General features: G+C 59.0%; 17 protein-coding genes and 2 pseudogenes. 10 read left to right on the plus strand and 9 right to left on the minus strand.

Features of this window, described 5'->3' with window-relative positions; genetic code table 11:
* Positions 1-77: 77 nt before the first annotated feature.
* The 4 genes and pseudogenes from H3L94_RS11210 to H3L94_RS11220 all read right to left on the minus strand — a co-directional run bounded on the left by H3L94_RS11210 (position 78) and on the right by H3L94_RS11220 (position 2,364).
* Positions 78-542 (minus strand): Smg family protein, encoded by a 465-nt coding sequence (locus tag H3L94_RS11210; protein WP_009119215.1) that lies wholly within the window; start codon positions 540-542, stop codon positions 78-80.
* A gap of 21 nt (positions 543-563) precedes the next feature.
* Positions 564-1,730, minus strand: a complete 1,167-nt coding sequence (gene dprA, locus H3L94_RS11215; protein WP_182122053.1) for a DNA-processing protein DprA — start codon at positions 1,728-1,730, stop codon at positions 564-566.
* Between the two features lie 71 nt (positions 1,731-1,801).
* A pseudogene (locus H3L94_RS12910) lies at positions 1,802-1,933 on the minus strand (lipoprotein signal peptidase); the annotation flags it as partial.
* A 95-nt stretch (positions 1,934-2,028) separates the two neighbouring features.
* Entirely contained in the window at positions 2,029-2,364 is a 336-nt protein-coding gene (locus H3L94_RS11220; protein ID WP_280525470.1) for a zinc ribbon domain-containing protein YjdM, read from the minus strand.
* Positions 2,365-2,484: 120 nt separating this feature from the next.
* Between H3L94_RS11220 and H3L94_RS11225 the strand changes: the two genes are divergently transcribed.
* From H3L94_RS11225 to aldA, 5 genes and pseudogenes are all read left to right on the plus strand, one after another.
* The gene (locus H3L94_RS11225; protein ID WP_182122054.1) at positions 2,485-3,831 is read left to right on the plus strand and encodes a M16 family metallopeptidase; all 1,347 of its coding nucleotides are present in this window, start codon (positions 2,485-2,487) and stop codon (positions 3,829-3,831) included.
* A gap of 97 nt (positions 3,832-3,928) precedes the next feature.
* Positions 3,929-4,465, plus strand: a complete 537-nt coding sequence (gene ruvC, locus H3L94_RS11230; RefSeq protein ID WP_009119219.1) for a crossover junction endodeoxyribonuclease RuvC — start codon at positions 3,929-3,931, stop codon at positions 4,463-4,465.
* Positions 4,466-4,559: 94 nt separating this feature from the next.
* Positions 4,560-5,450: a DMT family transporter gene (locus H3L94_RS11235; protein WP_182122055.1), complete on the plus strand. Its 891-nt coding sequence runs from the start codon at positions 4,560-4,562 to the stop codon at positions 5,448-5,450.
* A gap of 26 nt (positions 5,451-5,476) precedes the next feature.
* Positions 5,477-5,703, plus strand: a pseudogene (locus H3L94_RS12730) (ATP-dependent exonuclease).
* Between the two features lie 94 nt (positions 5,704-5,797).
* Positions 5,798-7,237: an aldehyde dehydrogenase gene (gene aldA, locus H3L94_RS11240; protein ID WP_182122056.1), complete on the plus strand. Its 1,440-nt coding sequence runs from the start codon at positions 5,798-5,800 to the stop codon at positions 7,235-7,237.
* A 107-nt stretch (positions 7,238-7,344) separates the two neighbouring features.
* Here the strand turns inward: aldA and metE are convergent, their stop codons facing one another.
* Entirely contained in the window at positions 7,345-9,618 is a 2,274-nt protein-coding gene (metE, locus tag H3L94_RS11245; RefSeq protein ID WP_182122057.1) for a 5-methyltetrahydropteroyltriglutamate--homocysteine S-methyltransferase, read from the minus strand.
* A 338-nt stretch (positions 9,619-9,956) separates the two neighbouring features.
* Here metE and H3L94_RS11250 point away from each other — a divergent pair, with 338 nt between their 5' ends.
* Complete coding sequence (locus H3L94_RS11250; RefSeq protein WP_182122058.1) at positions 9,957-10,334, plus strand: thioredoxin family protein; 378 nt, start codon at positions 9,957-9,959, stop codon at positions 10,332-10,334.
* Positions 10,335-10,343: 9 nt separating this feature from the next.
* Entirely contained in the window at positions 10,344-11,072 is a 729-nt protein-coding gene (locus H3L94_RS11255; RefSeq protein ID WP_009119227.1) for a cytochrome c biogenesis CcdA family protein, read from the plus strand.
* Between the two features lie 362 nt (positions 11,073-11,434).
* Here H3L94_RS11255 and H3L94_RS11260 read toward each other — a convergent pair whose 3' ends face one another.
* Positions 11,435-11,950, minus strand: coding sequence for a cytochrome b (locus H3L94_RS11260; RefSeq protein ID WP_182122059.1), 516 nt, complete (start codon positions 11,948-11,950; stop codon positions 11,435-11,437).
* Between the two features lie 144 nt (positions 11,951-12,094).
* On the opposite strand from H3L94_RS11260, the gene H3L94_RS11265 reads away from it, so the two are divergent.
* Positions 12,095-13,087, plus strand: a complete 993-nt coding sequence (locus H3L94_RS11265) for a putative transporter (protein ID WP_009120045.1) — start codon at positions 12,095-12,097, stop codon at positions 13,085-13,087.
* A gap of 175 nt (positions 13,088-13,262) precedes the next feature.
* Here H3L94_RS11265 and H3L94_RS11270 read toward each other — a convergent pair whose 3' ends face one another.
* Positions 13,263-14,141, minus strand: coding sequence for a DMT family transporter (locus H3L94_RS11270; protein WP_182122060.1), 879 nt, complete (start codon positions 14,139-14,141; stop codon positions 13,263-13,265).
* 109 nt (positions 14,142-14,250) lie between these two features.
* On the opposite strand from H3L94_RS11270, the gene H3L94_RS11275 reads away from it, so the two are divergent.
* Positions 14,251-15,147 carry a helix-turn-helix domain-containing protein gene (locus tag H3L94_RS11275; protein ID WP_182122061.1) on the plus strand — a complete coding sequence of 299 codons (897 nt, stop codon included), beginning with the start codon at positions 14,251-14,253 and terminating at the stop codon, positions 15,145-15,147.
* 294 nt (positions 15,148-15,441) lie between these two features.
* Here the strand turns inward: H3L94_RS11275 and H3L94_RS11280 are convergent, their stop codons facing one another.
* Positions 15,442-16,530 (minus strand): AOC03_06830 family ribosome hibernation factor, encoded by a 1,089-nt coding sequence (locus tag H3L94_RS11280; RefSeq protein WP_182122062.1) that lies wholly within the window; start codon positions 16,528-16,530, stop codon positions 15,442-15,444.
* A gap of 274 nt (positions 16,531-16,804) precedes the next feature.
* Complete coding sequence (gene fba, locus H3L94_RS11285; protein WP_009119273.1) at positions 16,805-17,869, minus strand: class II fructose-bisphosphate aldolase; 1,065 nt, start codon at positions 17,867-17,869, stop codon at positions 16,805-16,807.
* Positions 17,870-18,098: 229 nt separating this feature from the next.
* Between fba and H3L94_RS11290 the strand changes: the two genes are divergently transcribed.
* On the plus strand, positions 18,099-18,791 hold the full coding sequence (locus H3L94_RS11290; protein WP_182122063.1) for a pyrimidine 5'-nucleotidase: 693 nt from the start codon (positions 18,099-18,101) through the stop codon (positions 18,789-18,791).
* Positions 18,792-18,828 lie beyond the last annotated feature (37 nt).

Consider the following 18,828-nt stretch of genomic DNA (forward strand, 5'->3'; position numbering starts at 1 on the left):
TCGGCGGCGGCAAGCAAAGGCTACCTGAAACCACTGTTGCTTTTCAGGTAGCCTTTGCCGGGCAGAACCGGTGTGTTTCAGTTAATCAACACTTTATCTTGCAATACGGCCGCCATCAAATCATCGCCGATCAAAATCGGCAATTCGGATTTATCGGCCCACAACACCAGCAGCGCCAGCACTTTGGCGTGCTGCAAAGTCAATTCGTGTTCGTGGGAAAGATGCAAGAGAGCCATCAGCACGAATTCGCGCTGCTCCGGCAGCAAAGCGCCGTTTTGCTCCAGAAAATGCAACAGCCCCAATGCTTCGCACGGCACGGCATCGCGCTCTTCCGGCAGATAGACACGTATGGCGTGGGCATGGGAAAAATGCTTCTGCTCCATGCGGCTTCGCTCTTGCAGAATGTCCAAAAACAACAGCATATCGTTGATGTCGTCGTTATGGAAACCCTCCTGCTCCAGCAAGCCGCACAAATCTTCATTCGGCGGGCAGGCATCGAAATCGCGGAAATTTTCCAATAAAAAAGCTATTACATCAATCATCTGTCTTTCCTAATCACGGCTTCACACCCGCTGGTAGCGGCCGCCGGGCAAAGGCGCCACGCGGCCTTCGATTTCCAGCAAGGTTATTTCAGCATACACATCTGCGGCGGGAATGCCAAGTGTTTGCGCCAAAGTGTCGGGATGCACCGGCGCATAGCCCATGGCCGCCAACAAAGCACTGCCGCCTTCAGCCGACGCCGGCGAACCCTCCGTCCCGGCACTTTCCGGCAGCGGCGGCGCAAGGGCCATCTGCCCGCCGGCCTGCACCGGCAAGCCTGTCGGCTCGGCCAACAGCGGACATTCTTCCAAAATATCGGCCAGGCTTTCGGTGAGCTTGGCGCCCTGCTTGATGAGCGCATGGCAGCCTTTGCTGTGCGGATTATCAATGGAGCCGGGCACGGCAAATACTTCCCGCCCCATTTCCGCCGCCAGTCGCGCGGTAATTAAAGAACCCGACTCCACCGCGGCCTCCACCACCAACACCGCATGGGCCAGCGCGGCAATCAAACGGTTGCGGCGCGGGAAATTGGCCGCCAGCGGCCGGGTGCCCAGCGGAAACTCGGAAATGATGCAGCCGTGTTCGGCAATGCGGTGCGCCAGCGCCTTGTTGGCGGTGGGATACACGCGGTCGATGCCCGTGCCCCACACCGCCACCGTGCCGCCGCCCTGCCGCAAAGCGCCTTCGTGGGCGGCGGTATCGATGCCGGCGGCCATGCCCGATACCGTGACCAAGCCCCGCTCGGCCAAAGCGGCACCAAAGTCGGCCGCCACCCGCATGGCCTGCGGCGTGGCATGGCGGCTGCCGACCACCGCCACGCCGGCGGCGGACAACAAACGGCTGTCGCCGCGCACAAACAACAGCGGCGGCGGGGTCAGCCCTTCGCCCAGCATGACGGGGAAACCGGCATCGCAGGACAACAACAAAGCGCAATTCTCCTGCGCCGCCCACCGACAGGCCGCATCGGCCGCCGCTTCCGCTTCATGCCGGCGCGTCCGCCACGCCGTGCGGGCCGCCTGGGTGGGCAGCACGGCGGCCACCTCATCTTCGGCCGCCCACACCGCGGCAGCCGAACCGTAATGCGCCAACAGGCGGGCAAAGGCTTCGGCGCCGATATACGGCATCAAAGCCAGTCTGATCCAAGCCAGGCGTTCGCTTTCCTTATCCACGGCTCCTCCTTGCATTGCCATCGGCAGTCCGCTCCAGTGTGGGCGATATAGCTTCTTGACGCAAGCAAAAGCTCGAAATTAACCAAGTGAGGCCTTTGCAAAACCCTCAGATGTGGATGCAGTTCAAGGCGTAGCAGCACAGCAAGCGAAGACATATCATATAGATAGGCAAGCGAGCGAGCAGCGCACAACGCAGAAATGCGCCGCAGATGGGGGTTTTGCAAAGGTCTCCAAGTGTTTGTATGCCAAGCAACAAAAGGCTACCTGAAAGCCGTTTTGCCGTTCAGGTAGCCTCTATGATTGATGGCTGAAAACCGCCCTAAGCCTTTTTCACAAACTCCGATTTCAGATTCATCGGCGTGCCGTCGATTTTGCAGGCAATGTCGTGGTCGCCGTCCTGCAGGCGGATGTTTTTCACCTTGGTGCCCTGCTTGATCACCAAAGAGCTGCCTTTTACTTTCAAATCTTTAATCAGTACCACCGTATCGCCGTTTTGCAGCACTGCGCCGTTGGCGTCGCACACCGCCGCTTCGGCCTCGGCGGTTTCGGCTGGTTCGCCGTCCTGCCATTCGTGGGCGCATTCGGGGCAAACCCATTGGCTGCCGTCGTGGTAAACATATTCCGAGCTGCATTGCGGGCAGAGGGGTGCGTTCATGATGATTTCCTTCACATGGTTTCTAGTAAGTGGTTTATTGTTGTTGATTTGCCTCAAGCAGCCCGGGCTACCTGAAAACTTCAGGTATCATACACGCCCGCAACCAATTCAGGAAAACCCATGTTCAAGCCCTTCCTGCTGTGCGCCGCCCTGCTGTGCGCCCTGCCCGCCGCGGCAGAAACCGTTTCCCGCACCCTGCCCAACGGCATGAAAGTGATCGTCCGCGAAGACCACCGCGCGCCGGTGGCCGTGTCGCAGCTGTGGTTCCGCGTGGGCAGCGTAGATGAAAATCCCGGCAAAACCGGCCTCAGCCACGCCTTGGAACACATGATGTTCAAAGGCACCCACAGCGTGCCCGCCGGCGAATTCAGCCGCCGCGTATCGGCCTGGGGCGGCAACGACAACGCCTTCACCTCACGCAACGAAACCGTTTACCACGAAACCCTCGCCGTGGCCAATCTGCCGCAGGTGCTGGCGCTGGAAGCCGACCGCATGGCCAACCTCAATTTCAGCGACGCCGATTTCGACAACGAAATGAAAGTGATCCGCGAAGAGCGGCGCATGCGCAGCGACAACAGCCCGACGGGCAAAATGTGGGAAACCCTCTACCTCACCGCCTTCGCCCACCCCGCCAACCGCGCGCCGGTGATCGGCTATATGGACGACCTGCACACCCTGAAAGCCGATGACCTGCGCCAGTGGTACCGCCGCTGGTATGCCCCCGCCAACGCCACGCTGGTGGTGGTGGGCGACGTGAAAGCGAATGAACTCTTAGACACGGCGGAAAAACTGTTCGCCCCGCTGCCCGCCCGCGCCCTGCCGGCACGCAAGGATTTGGCCGAAACCGCGCCCGCCGAACACCGCCGCGCCACCACCTCCGCCCCCGGCGACCTGCCGCTGGTTTCCCTCGCCTTCCACGCCCCCTCCCTGCGCCGGCTCGACGACCGCCTGCCCTACGCCTTGAGCATGCTCTCCGCCGTGCTCGACGGCCACTCCGCCAGCCGCTTGGACAAACATCTGGTGCGCGGGCGCAAAGTGGCCGTCAGCGTCGGCCTCAGCTACGAGCTGCTCTCGCGCAGCCCCGACCTATTCGTCTTTACCGGCTATCCCGCCCCCGGTTTCCAACCCGAAAACCTGACCCAAGCCTTCTTGGACGAACTGAAAAAAATCGCCGAGCAAGGCGTGGGCGAAGCCGAACTGGCCCGCATCCGCAACCAGCTCGACGCCTCGGAACAATTCGCCAAAGACGACATGGAAAGCCAAGCCGAAATCATCGGCTACCTCGAATCGGCCGGCTTCTCCTACACCGACGAAGCGGAAATCCGCCGCCGCGAAAAAACCGTTACCGCCGCCGAAGTACAGGAAGCCGCCCGCTGGCTGTTGACGCAAAAACACACCACCGTCATCCTGCTGCCCGAAGCCGTGCCCGGCGCGGAGCAGCCGGAAAACAAGGGCGGCGGCAACTGATCTTTAGCACCGCCAAACATCCCTTCAGGCTACCTGAAAGCCTTTCAGGTAGCCTGCCCCGCCCCCAACATTTCCTTACCCTATTCCGAACCCCGCGATGTCCCCCACCCCCGTCCGCATTCTCGGCATCGACCCCGGCAGCCGCATCACCGGCTTCGGCGTGATCGACGTCATCGGCCAAAACCAACACTACGTGGCTTCCGGCTGCATCAAAACCATTCCCGGCGACGAGTTGGCCGGCCGCATCGGCATCATCGTGCAGCACATCGGCGAAATCATCGACACCTACCGCCCCACCCAAGCGGCGGTGGAGCAAGTGTTTGTGAACGCCAACCCCGCCGCCACCCTGATGCTCGGCCAAGCCCGCGGCGCCGCCGTGGCCGCCCTGGTGCTGCGCGGCCTGCCGGTGTACGAATACACCGCCCTGCAAGTCAAACAAGCTGTGGTCGGCCAAGGCAAAGCCGCCAAAGAGCAGGTGCAGCACATGGTGGTGCAGATGCTGAAACTCTCCGGCACCCCGCAGGCCGACGCCGCTGACGGCCTGGCCGTGGCCCTCACCCACGCCCTGCGCAACCACAGCCTGGCCGCCAAGCTGCGGCAGGAAGCGCAAATCAAACGCGGGCGGTTTCAATAAGGCGGCGTTGGTTTGCCATCCGCGCCGCCTGTTTATTTCTGATGCAAACCAAATTTCTTAGGCCGATGCCGGTCAATGGAAAACGGAGACCATCTTGAACAAAAATAATCTGTTGCTGCTCGCCACCATTTTTCTTTGGGGCACGGTGTGGTATGCCATCAAATTCCAATTGGGCGACACGCCGATTGCGGTGTCGATTTTCTACCGCATTCTGCTGGCCGCCCTAGTTCTCTTGGCTTGGTGCGCGGCAAGCTGCAAAATTCCCCGCCTGAGCATAAAAGACCATGCTTATCTCGCACTCATGGGATTATTATTGTTTTCAAGCAATTATTATTGCTTTTATCTGGCCACCGGCCACATCAAAAGCGGTTTGGTTTCCGTTGTCTTTTCCACTTTGGTGTTGGTGAACAGCCTCAATAAACGGCTGTTTTTCCGCGAACCCATCAGCAAAGCGGTTGTTCTGGGCGGCATGGTGGGCATCATCGGCGTGGCCTTGCTGTTTTCCGGCGAATTAAAGGCCGCCCATGATGTATCGGCCTTGGGCGCGGGCATTTTCTATGCCCTGCTCGGCACCTATATGGTGTCGGCCGGCAATATGCTTTCCGCCCGTTTCAGCAAACACAATCTGCCCGTTTTGGCCTCAACCGCCCTCGGCCTGAGTTACGGCGCGGTTTTGTGTGCCGTGCTGATTGTTTGGCAGGGCGACTCGTTCCGCATTCCGCTGACCATTCCCTATTTGTCTTCGCTTCTTTATCTGTCTTTATTCTGTACCGCACTCGCTTTTTGGCTGTATCTGACGCTGGTGAAAAACTCGGGGCCGGATAAGGCGGCATTGGCCACCATTTTGTTTCCTTTGGTGGCCATGCTGGTTTCCAGTGTTTTGGAAGATTACGTTTGGTCGGCACCGGCCGTATTGGGCGGCGTGCTTATTTTGGTCGGCTACAGTATCAGCCTGTTTTTCGACCGGCATAAACAGGCTACCTGAAAACGGTTTCAGGTAGCCTGAGACCTTTGCAAAACCCCCATCTGCGGCGCATTTCTGCGTTGTGCGTTTATGCCCTATGGGTACTGCTCGTTCGCTTGCCTATCTATATGATATGTCTGTCCCACGGGGATTCCTGGCGTTCACACTCGCTGCGCTGCTACGCCTTGAACTGCATCCACATCTGGGGCTTTTGCAAAGGTCTCAGCCTGTCTGCTCCCAAAGGCCGATTGTAAAGCGGCTGGGAAGGGGCTAAACTGCCCGCATCGGCAAATTTGGAATAAACAGCCTAATCCTGCCGAACAGGCCGGCTCCGGCTGGCCGCCTTCCCAACCATTCAGGAGAACGAGATGAAACAACTGGCGATGTACATCAACGGTGCTTTCGACACCGCTTTTAACGGCGCTTACCAAGACGTGCTCAACCCCGCCACCGAAGCGGCGATTGCCCGCGAGCCGCAAGGCGGACAGGCCGAAGTGGACCGTGCCGTGGCCGCCGCGCGGGCCGCCCAACCGGCGTGGGAGCGCCTGCCGGCGGTGGAGCGCGGTGCCTATTTGCGCAAAATCGCCGCCGGCATCCGCGCCCGCGCCGATGAACTGACCGACACCATTGTGGCCGAAGGCGGCAAAACCAAAGACCTGGCGCGCATCGAAGTGATGTTCACTGCCGACTACCTCGACTACCAGGCCGAATGGGCGCGCCGCTACGAAGGCGAAGTGCTGCAAAGCGACCGCCCGCGCGAAAACATCTTTCTGTTCAAACGCCCGCTGGGCGTGATTGCCGGCATTTTGCCGTGGAACTTCCCCTTCTTCCTCATCGCCCGCAAAGCCGGCCCAGCGCTGGTTACCGGCAACACCATCGTCATCAAGCCCAGCAGCGTTACCCCCATCAACTGCCACATCTTCAGCGAAATCGTGCATGACAGCGGCCTGCCCGCCGGCGTGTTCAACGTGGTCAACGGCGGCGACGACACCGGCAGTCTGCTGGCCGGCCACAAACAGGTGGACATGGTGAGCCTCACCGGCTCGGTGCGCGCCGGCGCCGAAGTGATGGCCGTGGCCGCCCCGAATATCACCAAAGTGTCGCTGGAACTGGGCGGCAAGGCGCCCGCGCTGGTACTGAAAGACGCCGACATCGACTTGGCGGTGCAGTCCATCTTGGCTTCGCGCGTGGGCAACACCGGCCAAATCTGCAACTGCGCCGAGCGCGTGTATGTGCACCGCAGCATCGAGCGCGAGTTCATCGATAAGATGGTGGCGGCGATGAAAGGCGTGCGCTACGGCAATCCGGCCGAAGCCGCCGAAGGCGCTTTGGAAATGGGCCCGCTGATTGAAGCGCGCGCCGCCGAAGCGGTGGCGGCCAAAGTGGCCCGTGCGGTAGAGCAGGGCGCCACCGTGCTCTGCGGCGGCAAACGTGCCGAAGGCAAAGGCTATTTCTTCGAGCCCACCGTGCTCACCAATGTGCACAATGGGATGGACATCATGAAAGAAGAAACCTTCGGCCCGGTGCTGCCGATTGCGGTGTTCGACACGCTGGACGAAGCGGTGGCGCTGGCCAACGACTGCGAATACGGCCTCACCAGCTCGGTGTACACCACCGATTTGAACGAAGCCTTCTATGTGGTGCGCCGTTTGCAGTTTGGCGAAACCTATGTCAACCGCGAAAACTTCGAGGCCATGCAAGGCTTCCACGCCGGCTGGAAAAAATCCGGCATCGGCGGCGCCGACGGCAAGCACGGTTTGGAAGAATATCTGCAAACCCAAATGGTGTATCTGGAAACCAATATTTAAGCGCCAATAAAGGCGGTACAGGCTACCTGAAATCTTTCAGGTAGCCTGTACCGCAAAAAATACCTGTCTGAAACATCAGACAGGTATTGTTGTTTGCTTAGGCTGCTTTACTGGGCCAATTCGCCACGCAGTTTTTTGGTGACGTCCATCATCACTTCCAGCTGCTCGACGGTTTCTTTCCAGCCGCGGGTTTTCAGGCCGCAGTCGGGGTTGACCCACAAGCGCTCCACCGGCACCACTTCCATGGCTTTACGCAGCAGTTTTTCCACTTCGGCGGCAGTCGGCACGCGCGGGCTGTGGATGTCGTACACGCCCGGGCCGATGTCGTTCGGGTATTTGAAGTCGCCGAAAGCGGTGAGCAATTCCATGTCGGAACGCGAGGTTTCGATGGTGATCACGTCAGCATCCATAGAGGCGATGGCGGGCAGGATGTCGTTAAACTCCGAGTAGCACATATGGGTGTGGATTTGGGTGCTGTCTTCCGCCCCCGTGCTGCTCAAACGGAAGGCTTCGCAGGCCCAGGCCAAGAATTCGTCCCATTGGGCTTTTTTCAGCGGCATGGCTTCGCGGATGGCCGGTTCGTCGATTTGAATCACTTTGATGCCGGCCTTTTCCAAGTCCAACACTTCGTCGTTCAAGGCCAAGGCGATTTGTTTGGCCACTTCGCTCAAGGGGATGTCGTCGCGCACGAACGACCATTTGTACATGGTTACCGGGCCGGTGAGCATGCCTTTCATCGGACGCTTGGTCAGGGTTTGCGCGTAGGCAGACCAGTAAACGGTCATCGGTTCGGGGCGCGATACGTCGCCGAAGATGATGGGCGGTTTCACGCAGCGCGAGCCGTAGCTTTGTACCCAGCCGAATTGGGTGAAGCAGTAGCCGGCCAGTTGTTCGCCGAAGTATTCCACCATGTCGTTGCGCTCGGCTTCGCCGTGTACGGGCACGTCGAGTTCCAGTTTTTCCTGCACTTCCACGCAGTAGGCGATTTCTTTTTTCATCGCGGCATCGTAATCGGCGGCAGAGAGTTCGCCTTTTTTGAAGGCGGCGCGCGCTTGGCGGATTTCGGTGGTTTGCGGGAACGAGCCGATGGTGGTGGTGGGCAAGACGGGCAGGTTCATCCAAGCCTGTTGCGCCTTGATGCGCTCGGCAAACGGTGATTTGCGTTGGTCGGCACCTTCGGGCAGATTGGCCACGCGGGCTTTAACGGCATCGTTGTGGATTTTTTTGTTGGTGGCACGGTCGGCGGCGGCGGCATCGGAAGCGGCAATGGCTTCTTTTACGCTGTCTTTGCCGTGTGCCAAAGCCTGTTTCACCACGCCCAGTTCCACCAGTTTTTGGGCAGCGAACGCCATCCAGTTTTTGATTTCGGCATCGAGTTTTTCTTCTACGGCTAAGTCTTGCGGGCTGTGCAGCAGCGAGCAGCTCGGAGCGATCCACAGGTTGTTGCCTAGTTTGTCTTGAACGGGTTTCAGGGTGTCGATCACTTTGCTCAAGTTGGCACGCCAGACGTTACGGCCGTCGATCAGGCCGACAGACAAAACTTTGTTTTGCGGCCAGGCATCGGCAAACACGGCCAGTTGTTCGGGTGCGCGCACGCAGTCGATGTGTACGCCGTGCACGGGCAGGGCTTTGAGCAGGTTGAGGTGTTCGGCGGCAGAGGCGAAGTAGGTGCCGATGATGATGCGCACGCCGGTGTGGGCAAATTCCTGATAAGCGGTTTCAACGGCTTTGATCCAGTTGGCATCGGCGTCGGCAGAGAGAATCGGCTCGTCGATTTGAATCCAATCCACGCCCTCGGCGGCCAGTTCGCGCAGCAGTTGCGCGTAGGCAGGCAGCAGCTTGGGCAGCAGGCTGATGCGCTTGAAGTTATCGTCTTTGGCTTTGCCCAACCACAACAGGGTAACGGGGCCGACCAGCGTGGGCTTGATGTCGTGGCCTTGCGCTTTGGCTTCTTTGATTTGGGCAATCAGGTTTTTGGCATTGACTTTAAACTCGGTGTCGGCGTGCCATTCGGGTACGATGTAGTGGTAGTTGGTATCGAACCATTTGGTCATTTCCATCGCAAACTGGGTGGCGTTGCCGCGCGCGAGTTGGAAGTATTCGGGCAGGCTCAGATTGGCTGCGTCGAAGCCGAAGCGCTTGGGAATCGCGCCCAAGGTGCAGAGCAGGTCCAACACATGGTCGTAAAAAGAAAAATCGCCTACGGGCAGCAGATCGGCGCCGGCGGCTTTTTGTGCGGCCCAGTTCAGGCGACGGATTTCGGCGGCTGTTTCTTGCAGCTCGGCTTCGCTTTTCGCGCCTTTCCAAAAGGCTTCAACGGCAAATTTCAGCTCGCGCTTGGCGCCGATGCGCGGATAGCCGGACAGGTGGAAGGTATTCATGGGTTTTCCTTGGTTTCGGTTTATTCATCTGAACGGCATGCCTTGACGGCATGCCGAAACGGTGATTCATCAAGCCTGCATTCTGCAGGCTTTTTCTGCCAGCGGCAAACGCTTATTTTGCATATCCATATGAATAAAACTAATTAAGCTAGCTGAAAGCAGATGGCTTTCAGGTAGCCTGATGCTGCATTGCACAACACCGCAGCAAGCAAGATTGAAATATTTAACCAATTAAATTCAATATCTTGTAAATTTAATTTTCATGATTTTGTCAGAAACCGGCCGGGCCGCCGTCTGACACGGTGAGTTTGATTGCCATACCACCGAAAGGATACATCATGAAAAAGACTGTTTTCACTTTAGCCGCCGCCCTCTTTTCCGCCCAAGTGTTGGCCGGCGGCATTCTGCCCTACAGCCACGCCAAATTTGACGAGCTGCAAAAAGCCGGCCAGCCCGTGCTGGTGGACGCCCACGCCGATTGGTGTCCGGTGTGCCGCCGTCAGGATGCGGTGATCCGACCGCTGCTGCAAGAGCCGTCATTCAAAGACCTGACCGTGCTCAAAATCGATTACGACAAGCAAAAACAGGAGTTGGCCCGCTTCCGCATCAGCAGCCAAAGCACGCTGGTTCTGTTTCACCGCGGTCAGGAAGTGCGCCGCGGCGTGGGCGAAACCCGCCCCGAAGCATTGCGCCGCTTCCTGAGCCTGCCGCGCTAAGGAGGCTGTATGGACATCAGTTTGACCGCTTTGGCCCTCAGCCTGCTGGCCGGCCTGCTCACCACCTTGTCGCCCTGCGTGCTGCCGATTCTGCCGATTGTGGCCACCTCGGCCATGGCCAAACGCAAAGCCGGCCTGTTTGCCCTCGCGCTGGGCATGGCGCTGTCGTTTACCGTGGTCGGCACCCTGATTGCCTCGGTCGGCCTGGCCTTGGGCCTGGACAGCCAGCATCTGCGCTATGTGGGCGCCGTTCTGATGCTGCTGGTGGCGGCTTGGCTGTTGAGCAGCCGCCTGCAAGAAGCCTTGGGCAAACACACTGCCGCCTTGAGCGGCAAAGGCGAAGCCTGGTTGAGCCGCTTCAACCCGGAATCCACCGCCGGCCAATTCGGCGTGGGCATCTTGCTGGGTTTGGTGTGGGCACCGTGCATCGGCCCGACTCTGGGCGCGGCGATTGCCTTGGCCAGCCAAGGGGAAGCTTTGGCCAGCGTGGCCGTGGTGATGATGGTGTTCAGCCTGGGCGCCGTGGTGCCGCTGATTGTGATCGGCTTGCTGTCGCGCCAGGCGTTCCGCCAAAAACGCGAACAGCTGGGCAACTTCAGCCAACGCGGCCGCACCATCATGGGCTGGAGCCTGCTGGCCGTGGGCCTGCTGGTGCTGACCGGCTTCGACAAACAGCTGGAAATCTGGCTGCTCCAACTCAGCCCGGAATGGCTGACCGATCTGACCACCCGTTTCTAAGGCCTGTCGTCATCCTGCTGGCGAAGCGGTTTGTTGAGGCAACATCCGCAGCGGCCAGGCTCACGCGAAGAGAGCGGCTTGACACGCTTCGCCAGTCAAGCCAGCCAGCGAGCCGGATGGGACATCTTGCCGGCATGTTTCACGCCGCAGATGCGGAGTTTGATCCAAAACACCGCCGCCACGCTTGGCGACGACGACACGCCCTAAACGCCCAAACGCCGTATCCCCCAAGGGCAATGGCACCGGATGTTGCCGCTCCGTTCCTTTCAAGCCCGCCCCTAAAGGGCGTTAGGCTACCTGAAAACTTTCAGGTAGCCTCTTTTTCAGTTCAGCAAAATCCGTTTGATCACGGCGGTATGCGATCAATCGCGGCCCAACATACGGTTGAGGATTTTCTCGCCTTTAAGCTGGTGTACCACCGCCATCAGAATGTGGCCGGCCGCCAGCACAAACAGCGCCCAAGCCAAGGGCGCATGCCACTCGTTGCCCAAACGGGTCATCCATTCGATTTTTTCGGGGGCGCCGTTCATGATTTCCACACCGAACACCTTCAGCCCGCCGCGCGCCGAGCCGTGCTGGCGCAGCATGGCGGTGAGCGGCACGGCGGCCATCAGCACATACAGCGCCGCGTGGCCAAGTTTCACCAACAGATTGCCCGCGGGCCGGCGGCTCAGGTTGCCCAGCGCCCACAGCAGGCGCAACACCAGCAGCACCAACAGCACAAAACCCACCGATTTGTGCAGATCGATCAGGCTGAAATAGTCTTCGTTGAGCGTCCACGCCACCGCGGTAAACAGCATGAGCAGAAAGCCGGCGGCCATGATCCAGTGGAAAAAACGGCTGATGCTGCCGTAAGCATTTGATGTATCGGGTTTCATAATAGGTAGGGATGTGTATTTTTAGGAAGGCGGCAGTATAACGGATGGCCGGCGGTCTGACCACGTCCGCCCATCGCGCCCGATGACGGCGGCCAACGAATGCCACTATAATGGCCGCCTTTACTTATTTTCACAGGAGCATCCATGTTCCGCAGTTTCTTCCTCAATAAAAAATGGCTGCGCTGGTCGCTGTTCGGCACCCTGCTCATCATGGCCGCCACTTGGTATCGGGTGGAGCTGAGCCTGCAAATCAACGATTGGTTCGGCACGTTTTACAATGCGGTGCAAAAAATGCTGGCCGAGCCGGGTTCGGTGTCGCTGGACGAGTTTTACGCCCACATTTTCGCCTTCGCCCGCATTGCCGGCATCCTGATTTTGGTGGCGGTGGTCACCAGCTATATCGGCAAGCATTATGCCTTTCGCTGGCGCACCGCCATGACCGACTACTACACCGCCCATTGGCCGCGCCTGCGCCACATCGAAGGCGCTTCGCAACGGGTGCAGGAAGACACCATGCGCTTTGCCAATCTGGTAGAAACCTTGGGCGAAGGCTTTTTGAAAGCCGTGTTTACCCTAATTGCATTCGTCCCGCTGCTGTGGGAATTGAGCAAGCCGATTGACGAGCTGCCTTATTTCGGCCATGTGGAACACTCGCTGGTGTACATCGCCATCATCGCCGCCATCGTCGGCACCGTGGTGCTGGCCGGCATCGGGGTGAAACTGCCGGGGCTGGAATTCAACAACCAAAAAGTAGAAGCCGCCTACCGCAAAGAGTTGGTGCTCGGCGAAGACCAGCCCCACCGCGCCGACACCGCCACCCTCGGCGGCCTGTTTCAAGACGTGCGCCGCAATTATTTCCGCCTCTATTGGCATTATCTGTATTTCGACATCGCCCGTTGGTCGTATCTGCAGTTTTCCATCGTGCTGCCTTATCTGGCCATGGGCCCGACACTGGTGAAAGGCGTCATCACGCTCGGCCTGATGCAGCAGATTGTGCGTGCCTTCGGCCAGGTGCTCGACTCTTTTCAGTTTCTGGTGCAGTCTTGGCCCACCATTGTCGAGCTCTTGTCTATCCACAAACGGCTGAAAGCCTTCGAGCGGCAAATGGCTGCCCCCCAAGCGGAAACAAACCCTTAAACACCCGATTCCCCAGCTTCTTGCGCAGCGGTTTTAGGAGGCAAAAACGGCAGACACCAAGCAGGCTGGCCCCAAATTGGAAATCTGGCCAGCATTTCGCCGCCCCTTTCGGGATCAAGGCGGCGGACTCGGAATGTTGACCGAATACCGCCGCCATGGAGATGGCGAACAGTCCCTAAAGGCGTGCTGGCGGCCGCGAAAACATCAGATAATTGCCGCACAAAATCAGCGCCACCCCCAACACGCCGGCTGCATGCCAACGGTGACCTTCCCACACCGTAGAGACCGCCAACGCCACCAAAGGCGTGAGCAGCATACTGTAAGCCGCCTTGGCCGCACCGATGCGCCCGACCAACAGAAAATAAACGGCAAAGCCCACCACCGTGCCGGGCACGGCCACATGGAAGGTCGCCAGCCAAAACGCCCCGTCAGATGGCGGTGCCAACAGCTGCCCAGACAAAAACACCAGCAGCGCCAGCCATACCGTGCCGTACAGCATGGCCCAGGCATTGGTATGGAACACATTCAAACCGCGCCGCTGGTGGCGCAGGCTAACCATATTGCCCAAAGAAAACAGATAAGTGCCGGCCACCGCAAACGCCATCCCCCGCCACAGGCCGTGCTCACCGCCTCCGGCCAACATATCCGGCCAAAACAGCGCCACCATGCCGCACAAGCCCAATAGGGCCGAAACGGCAAACCTCCGCGTGAGGGCATGACCAAAAAACAAGCGGCTGTTTAAGGCATTGAACCATACCGACAAAGAAAAAATCACCGCCAAAAGCCCGCTGTTGATGTATTTGACGGCCGAATACAGGCACACAAAATTCAAGCAAAACACACACGCGCCCTGCACGGCACACCACAGCTGATCCTGCCGGCCCAGCACCTTCAAACGACGCAACACAGCCAACAGCAGCCACAACACGGCCACCGCCGTCGCAAAACGCCAAAACACCGCATTCAAAGGCGGGGTATAAGCGGTTTGTACCGCAATCGCCAACCAAGTAGTGCCCCAAATCAACACCACCGATACATACAGCAGCACATTCATCCGGCCATCCTTTTTGACAAATTTTTCAGGTAGCCATTATGATTTGCGCCCGCCGAAACGCGCTTGTCCCATTTTGCCGCCGATTTGTCTGAAATTGCGGTTTGCCATCATGACCTACCCAGCCATCGAAAAACTGCTGCACCACCACGCCGAATTGCACAACAGCATCACGCTGGCCAACGGCATCCAACTGGCCGCCTGGTCAAACCGGCAAGTGGAAGTGGACATCGTGCACGACCATCCGGTGCTCAGCCTTTATGTAAACGGCGGGCGCGACACCTTATATAAAAGCCCGCAAGGTTGGCGTCACGGCGGCGCACCCGGCCGCTTCTGCCTGATGCCGGCCGACTGGGCATCCAGCTGGGACATCCGCAATCCCCTGCATTTCACCCATCTCTATTACACCCCCGACCATCTGCGCACGGTTGCCGAACAGGTATGGGACAAATCGCCCGACAGCATCACCCTGCACCCACGGGTGTTTGCCGACGATGAGCGCATTGCCGCTTTGTTCCGCCTCTTCCTCCTCAACCAAGACTGGCAGGACCCCGCCAACCACCTGCAAATCAGCACCAGCGCCACCTTGCTGCTCCAACACCTGATCCGCCATTACAGCAATGTCGGCTGGGCGCCGCCCGCCGTGCGCGGCCGGCTGGACCCCAGCCGCTTACGCCGCCTGTGCGACTGGATTGAGACCAACCTGCACCGCCCCCTGACCCTGCAAGACTTAGCCGCCGAAGCCTGCTTGAGCGAATACCACTTCTCACGCCTGTTCAAACACAGCACCGGCCACAGCCCGCAGCGCTATGTGATGCAGCAGCGGCTGGAAAAAGCCCGGCGGCTGGTCAGCGGCAGCCGCCTGCCACTGACCGACATCGCCCTCCAATGCGGCTTTGCCTCTTCTGCCCATTTGAGCCGCCGTTTCCGCGCCCATTTCGGCTGTGCACCATCACAAATGCGGCAGCCCGGCCCGCAAGACACGGCCCGGACACCGACATCATCTTAGGCGTATTGCCGCTTAGCCTGAGACCTTTGCCAAATCTCCCAATGTGGGTGCGGTTAAAAGCGTAGCAGTACAGCGAGCGCGGACATATCACATAGATAGGCAAGCGAGCGAGCAGCGCGCAACGCAGAAATGCACCACATTGGGAGGTTTGGCAAAGATCTCTACAAGACAACACCATAACACCCAAAAAAGCTACCTGAAAACCAGCCACGCAAGTTTCTGCGTAGTTTGTTTTCAGGTAGCCTGTTGGATTGCTGCCGGATGGTTTTCCGGCAGCCGCCTCATTTCTTTAAATCAATAACGGGTAACCGCCACCACGCCGTGCTCGGCCTGTTGCGCGGCCAAGCGGCCGTTATCGACAAATTTCACTTGGCCGCCGGCGGCCAGCACTTTCTCAATCATCTCGTCCACGATGTCTTCATAAGTGCGCTCGGATGCGGTGAAACCTTCCGGCAACAGCGTGAGTTGGCGGCCGTCTTCGCTGACCTCTGCGGCCAGGCTGCTGTCTTCTTCCACCACCAGCATTTCCGCCCGGCCGTCGATGGCGGCCTGCCACACCTCGTTGAGGCTGTCGACAAAGCGGTGGTTGCTCTTGGCCGCTTCCAAATCGGCAAACACTTTTTCGCGCTCCTGGCTCAGGGCTTCTTTCACCTGCGGCCAAATATGCTGTGCCAGCTGATGCTCGCTTTCTTCGTTGTGGCCGCTATGGATATACAGCATCACCTCGTCGCTGTTGCGCGCGCCTTCGCGGAAGTGGCCGATGTTGCGGTCCACGCCCACCACCACGATGGGTGCGGGAATCTGTTTTTGCGCTTCAGCCAAAGCGTCGCCGATTTCACGCATATTGTCGGCCACAATCTGGTCGCGCACATGGCTGATGTCCTGGCTGGGGCTGGCGTTGGCCACGGTGTTGGCCAGGCTGAAGGGGAAGCCGTAGGCGTGCACTTCGTTGAGCAGGTCTTTGCGGCCGACAAACAGGCGTGAGCCATGTTCGCTCAATACGGTGAGCAAATACAGCGGGCTTCGGTTCATGGCATACACCAGATCGCGGGTAACGAAGTTGTCTTCAATGCTCACCCGCTCGGGCACGCGGAAGGGCAGCTTGAACGACTCGCTGTATTCGGCGCTGGCAAAAATCACCAAGCCGTCGAGATTGTGCTCATGGTCCACCTCATCGGCCAAACGATGGATAGCGGCGGCGATATCCGCCGTTTCGCGTTTGCCGAACTCCTCCTCCAAGCGGGCAACCGCTTCGCTCACCAAGTTTTTCAGCCGAATGGGGTCTTTGTCATTGTCGGGGGAAGTGCGGTAGGTCGGCAGGGTGATGGTCACGCTCGGGTAAGCCTGCTTGCTTTGGATGTCTTTGATGGTGGCCAGATTCATGGCTTTCCTTTCATATCAATCAATGGAGCCTGAAACTCAGGCACTCGGCTCAGATCAGCTTTGACCGCGCCCGATGCCGTGCGCGATAGCGTCAAATCATTGCTTATCACAGCAATTGGCAGCAAATGCCCATTTTTCAAGCCAAAAGCTTTATTTTTAACGCAAACTAACCGCCTACACACAAAGCCTTACTTTCAGATCGGCTCCAGCAAAGCAAACAGGCTACCTGAACACGTTTCAGGTAGCCTGTTTGGCAATCAGAGCCCGATCAGCATTATTTCACAATCTGCGCCAGCTCGCCTTTGGCATAACGCTCGGCCATTTTTTCCAGCGATACCGGTTTGATTTTGCCGGCCTGGCCTTCGCAGCCGAAGGCGCGGTAGCGGTCCAAACAAATTTGTTTCATTGCTTTCACGCTTTCGGCCAGGTATTTGCGCGGGTCGAATTCGGCCGGATGCTGGGCCAGGTAGCGACGGATAGCGCCGGTGGAGGCGAGGCGCAAATCGGTGTCGATGTTGACTTTGCGCACGCCGTGCTTGATGCCTTCCACGATTTCTTCCACCGGCACGCCGTAGGTTTCGCCGATGTTGCCACCATATTCGTTGATCACCGCCAGCCAGTCTTGCGGCACCGAGCTGGAGCCGTGCATCACCAAATGGGTGTTGGGCAGGGCGGCGTGGATTTCTTTGATGCGGTCGATGCGCAACACATCGCCGGTGGGCTTGCGGCTGAATTTGTAGGCACCGTGGCTGGTGCCGATGGCAATGGCCAGCGCATCCACGCCGGTGTCTTTCACAAAACTGGCGGCTTCTTCCACGCTGGTGAGCATTTGGTCATGCGAGAGTTTCACATCGGCGCCGATGCCGTCTTCTTCGCCGGCATCACCGGTTTCCAGATTGCCCAAGCAGCCGATTTCGCCTTCCACCGACACGCCGCAGGCATGGGCGAAATTGACCACGGTGCGGGTTACGTCCACGTTGTAGTCGTAATCGGCCGGGGTTTTGCCGTCGCTTTTGAGCGAGCCGTCCATCATCACCGAAGAAAAACCGAGCTGGATGGAGCGCTGACACACGTCGGGCGAGGTGCCGTGGTCTTGGTGCATCACCACCGGAATATGCGGAAATTCTTCCACCGCCGCCAAAATCAGATGGCGCAAAAACGGCGCGCCGGCGTATTTGCGCGCGCCGGCCGAAGCCTGCACGATCACGGGGGCGTTCACTTCGTCTGCGGCCTCCATGATGGCACGCATCTGCTCCAGATTGTTCACATTGAAAGCGGGCAGGCCGTAGCTGTGCTCGGCGGCGTGGTCCAGCAGTTGGCGCAAAGAAACAAGAGCCATGAGAGTTCTCCTAAAAAATCCGGTCAAAATCGGCAGCGATTATAGCAGTTTTGCCGCCGCTGTTTCAGGCTACCTGAAAGCCCGCTTCTGCGGATTAGACCGCCTGTGATTACCGACCGCCGCCCCATACCGAATCAGGCGGCCCAAACCGCAAAGACATTGCGGCAAAGCTGTACCCGTTTGCGCCCGCGCCACTATAATCGCCCCTTTGCTTTCAGGTAGCCTGAAGATGCCGCTTGCCGAACCCGTGTGGCTGTTCGATCTCGACAACACCCTGCACCACGCCGATGCCGGTATTTTCTACCGCATCAACCGCCGCATGACCGAATTTATGGCGCAAGCATTAGGAGTTGACGAAGCCGCCGCTTCCCATTTGCGCGAAGATTATTGGCACCGCTACGGCGCCACGCTGGCTGGCCTACAGCGGCACCATCCGCACATCAGCATCGACGCCTTTCTGCAATACAGCCACCCGCTACCCGAGCTGTTGACCGTGTTGCAGCCAATGGTCGGCACCGCCGCCGCGCTGGCCGCCCTGCCCGGACGCAAAGCCGTGTTTTCCAACGGCCCGTCGTTTTATGTGCGCGCCCTCATGGAGGCCATGGAACTGACGCATCACTTCACCGCCCTGTTCGGCACCGATGACGTCGGCTACTGCTACAAACCCGATCCGCAGGCCTATCTGCAGGTCTGTGCCGCCTTGGACACCCCGCCCCAAAAATGCATCATGGTGGACGACAGCGCCGCCAATCTGCACGCAGCCAAAGCACTGGGCATGCGGACGGTTTGGTACGGCAGCACCGCCGCCCCGCTGCCGTTTACCGATGTCGTGGCCGCCGACATGGCCGCCCTGCGCGGCTGTGCCCGCCGGCTGGCCGCCCATAGCCAACCCGGCCAATCTCTGCCACAATCCGCACCTTAAAACAAACCCCATCATTCGGGCGGAGGCTGCCGCTCCG

This window comes from Neisseria shayeganii, assembly GCF_014054965.1.
Taxonomy (GTDB): domain Bacteria; phylum Pseudomonadota; class Gammaproteobacteria; order Burkholderiales; family Neisseriaceae; genus Eikenella; species Eikenella shayeganii.

Coding starts and splice junctions, on each gene's coding strand:
- H3L94_RS11210 (WP_009119215.1), bottom strand. CDS start 542: ATGATTGATGTAATAGCTTTTTTATTGGAAAATTTCCGCGATTTCGAT.
- dprA (WP_182122053.1), bottom strand. CDS start 1,730: ATGGCAATGCAAGGAGGAGCCGTGGATAAGGAAAGCGAACGCCTGGCT.
- H3L94_RS11220 (WP_280525470.1), bottom strand. CDS start 2,364: ATGAACGCACCCCTCTGCCCGCAATGCAGCTCGGAATATGTTTACCAC.
- H3L94_RS11225 (WP_182122054.1), top strand. CDS start 2,485: ATGTTCAAGCCCTTCCTGCTGTGCGCCGCCCTGCTGTGCGCCCTGCCC.
- ruvC (WP_009119219.1), top strand. CDS start 3,929: ATGTCCCCCACCCCCGTCCGCATTCTCGGCATCGACCCCGGCAGCCGC.
- aldA (WP_182122056.1), top strand. CDS start 5,798: ATGAAACAACTGGCGATGTACATCAACGGTGCTTTCGACACCGCTTTT.
- metE (WP_182122057.1), bottom strand. CDS start 9,618: ATGAATACCTTCCACCTGTCCGGCTATCCGCGCATCGGCGCCAAGCGC.
- H3L94_RS11250 (WP_182122058.1), top strand. CDS start 9,957: ATGAAAAAGACTGTTTTCACTTTAGCCGCCGCCCTCTTTTCCGCCCAA.
- H3L94_RS11255 (WP_009119227.1), top strand. CDS start 10,344: ATGGACATCAGTTTGACCGCTTTGGCCCTCAGCCTGCTGGCCGGCCTG.
- H3L94_RS11260 (WP_182122059.1), bottom strand. CDS start 11,950: ATGAAACCCGATACATCAAATGCTTACGGCAGCATCAGCCGTTTTTTC.
- H3L94_RS11265 (WP_009120045.1), top strand. CDS start 12,095: ATGTTCCGCAGTTTCTTCCTCAATAAAAAATGGCTGCGCTGGTCGCTG.
- H3L94_RS11270 (WP_182122060.1), bottom strand. CDS start 14,141: ATGAATGTGCTGCTGTATGTATCGGTGGTGTTGATTTGGGGCACTACT.
- H3L94_RS11275 (WP_182122061.1), top strand. CDS start 14,251: ATGACCTACCCAGCCATCGAAAAACTGCTGCACCACCACGCCGAATTG.
- H3L94_RS11280 (WP_182122062.1), bottom strand. CDS start 16,530: ATGAATCTGGCCACCATCAAAGACATCCAAAGCAAGCAGGCTTACCCG.
- fba (WP_009119273.1), bottom strand. CDS start 17,869: ATGGCTCTTGTTTCTTTGCGCCAACTGCTGGACCACGCCGCCGAGCAC.
- H3L94_RS11290 (WP_182122063.1), top strand. CDS start 18,099: ATGCCGCTTGCCGAACCCGTGTGGCTGTTCGATCTCGACAACACCCTG.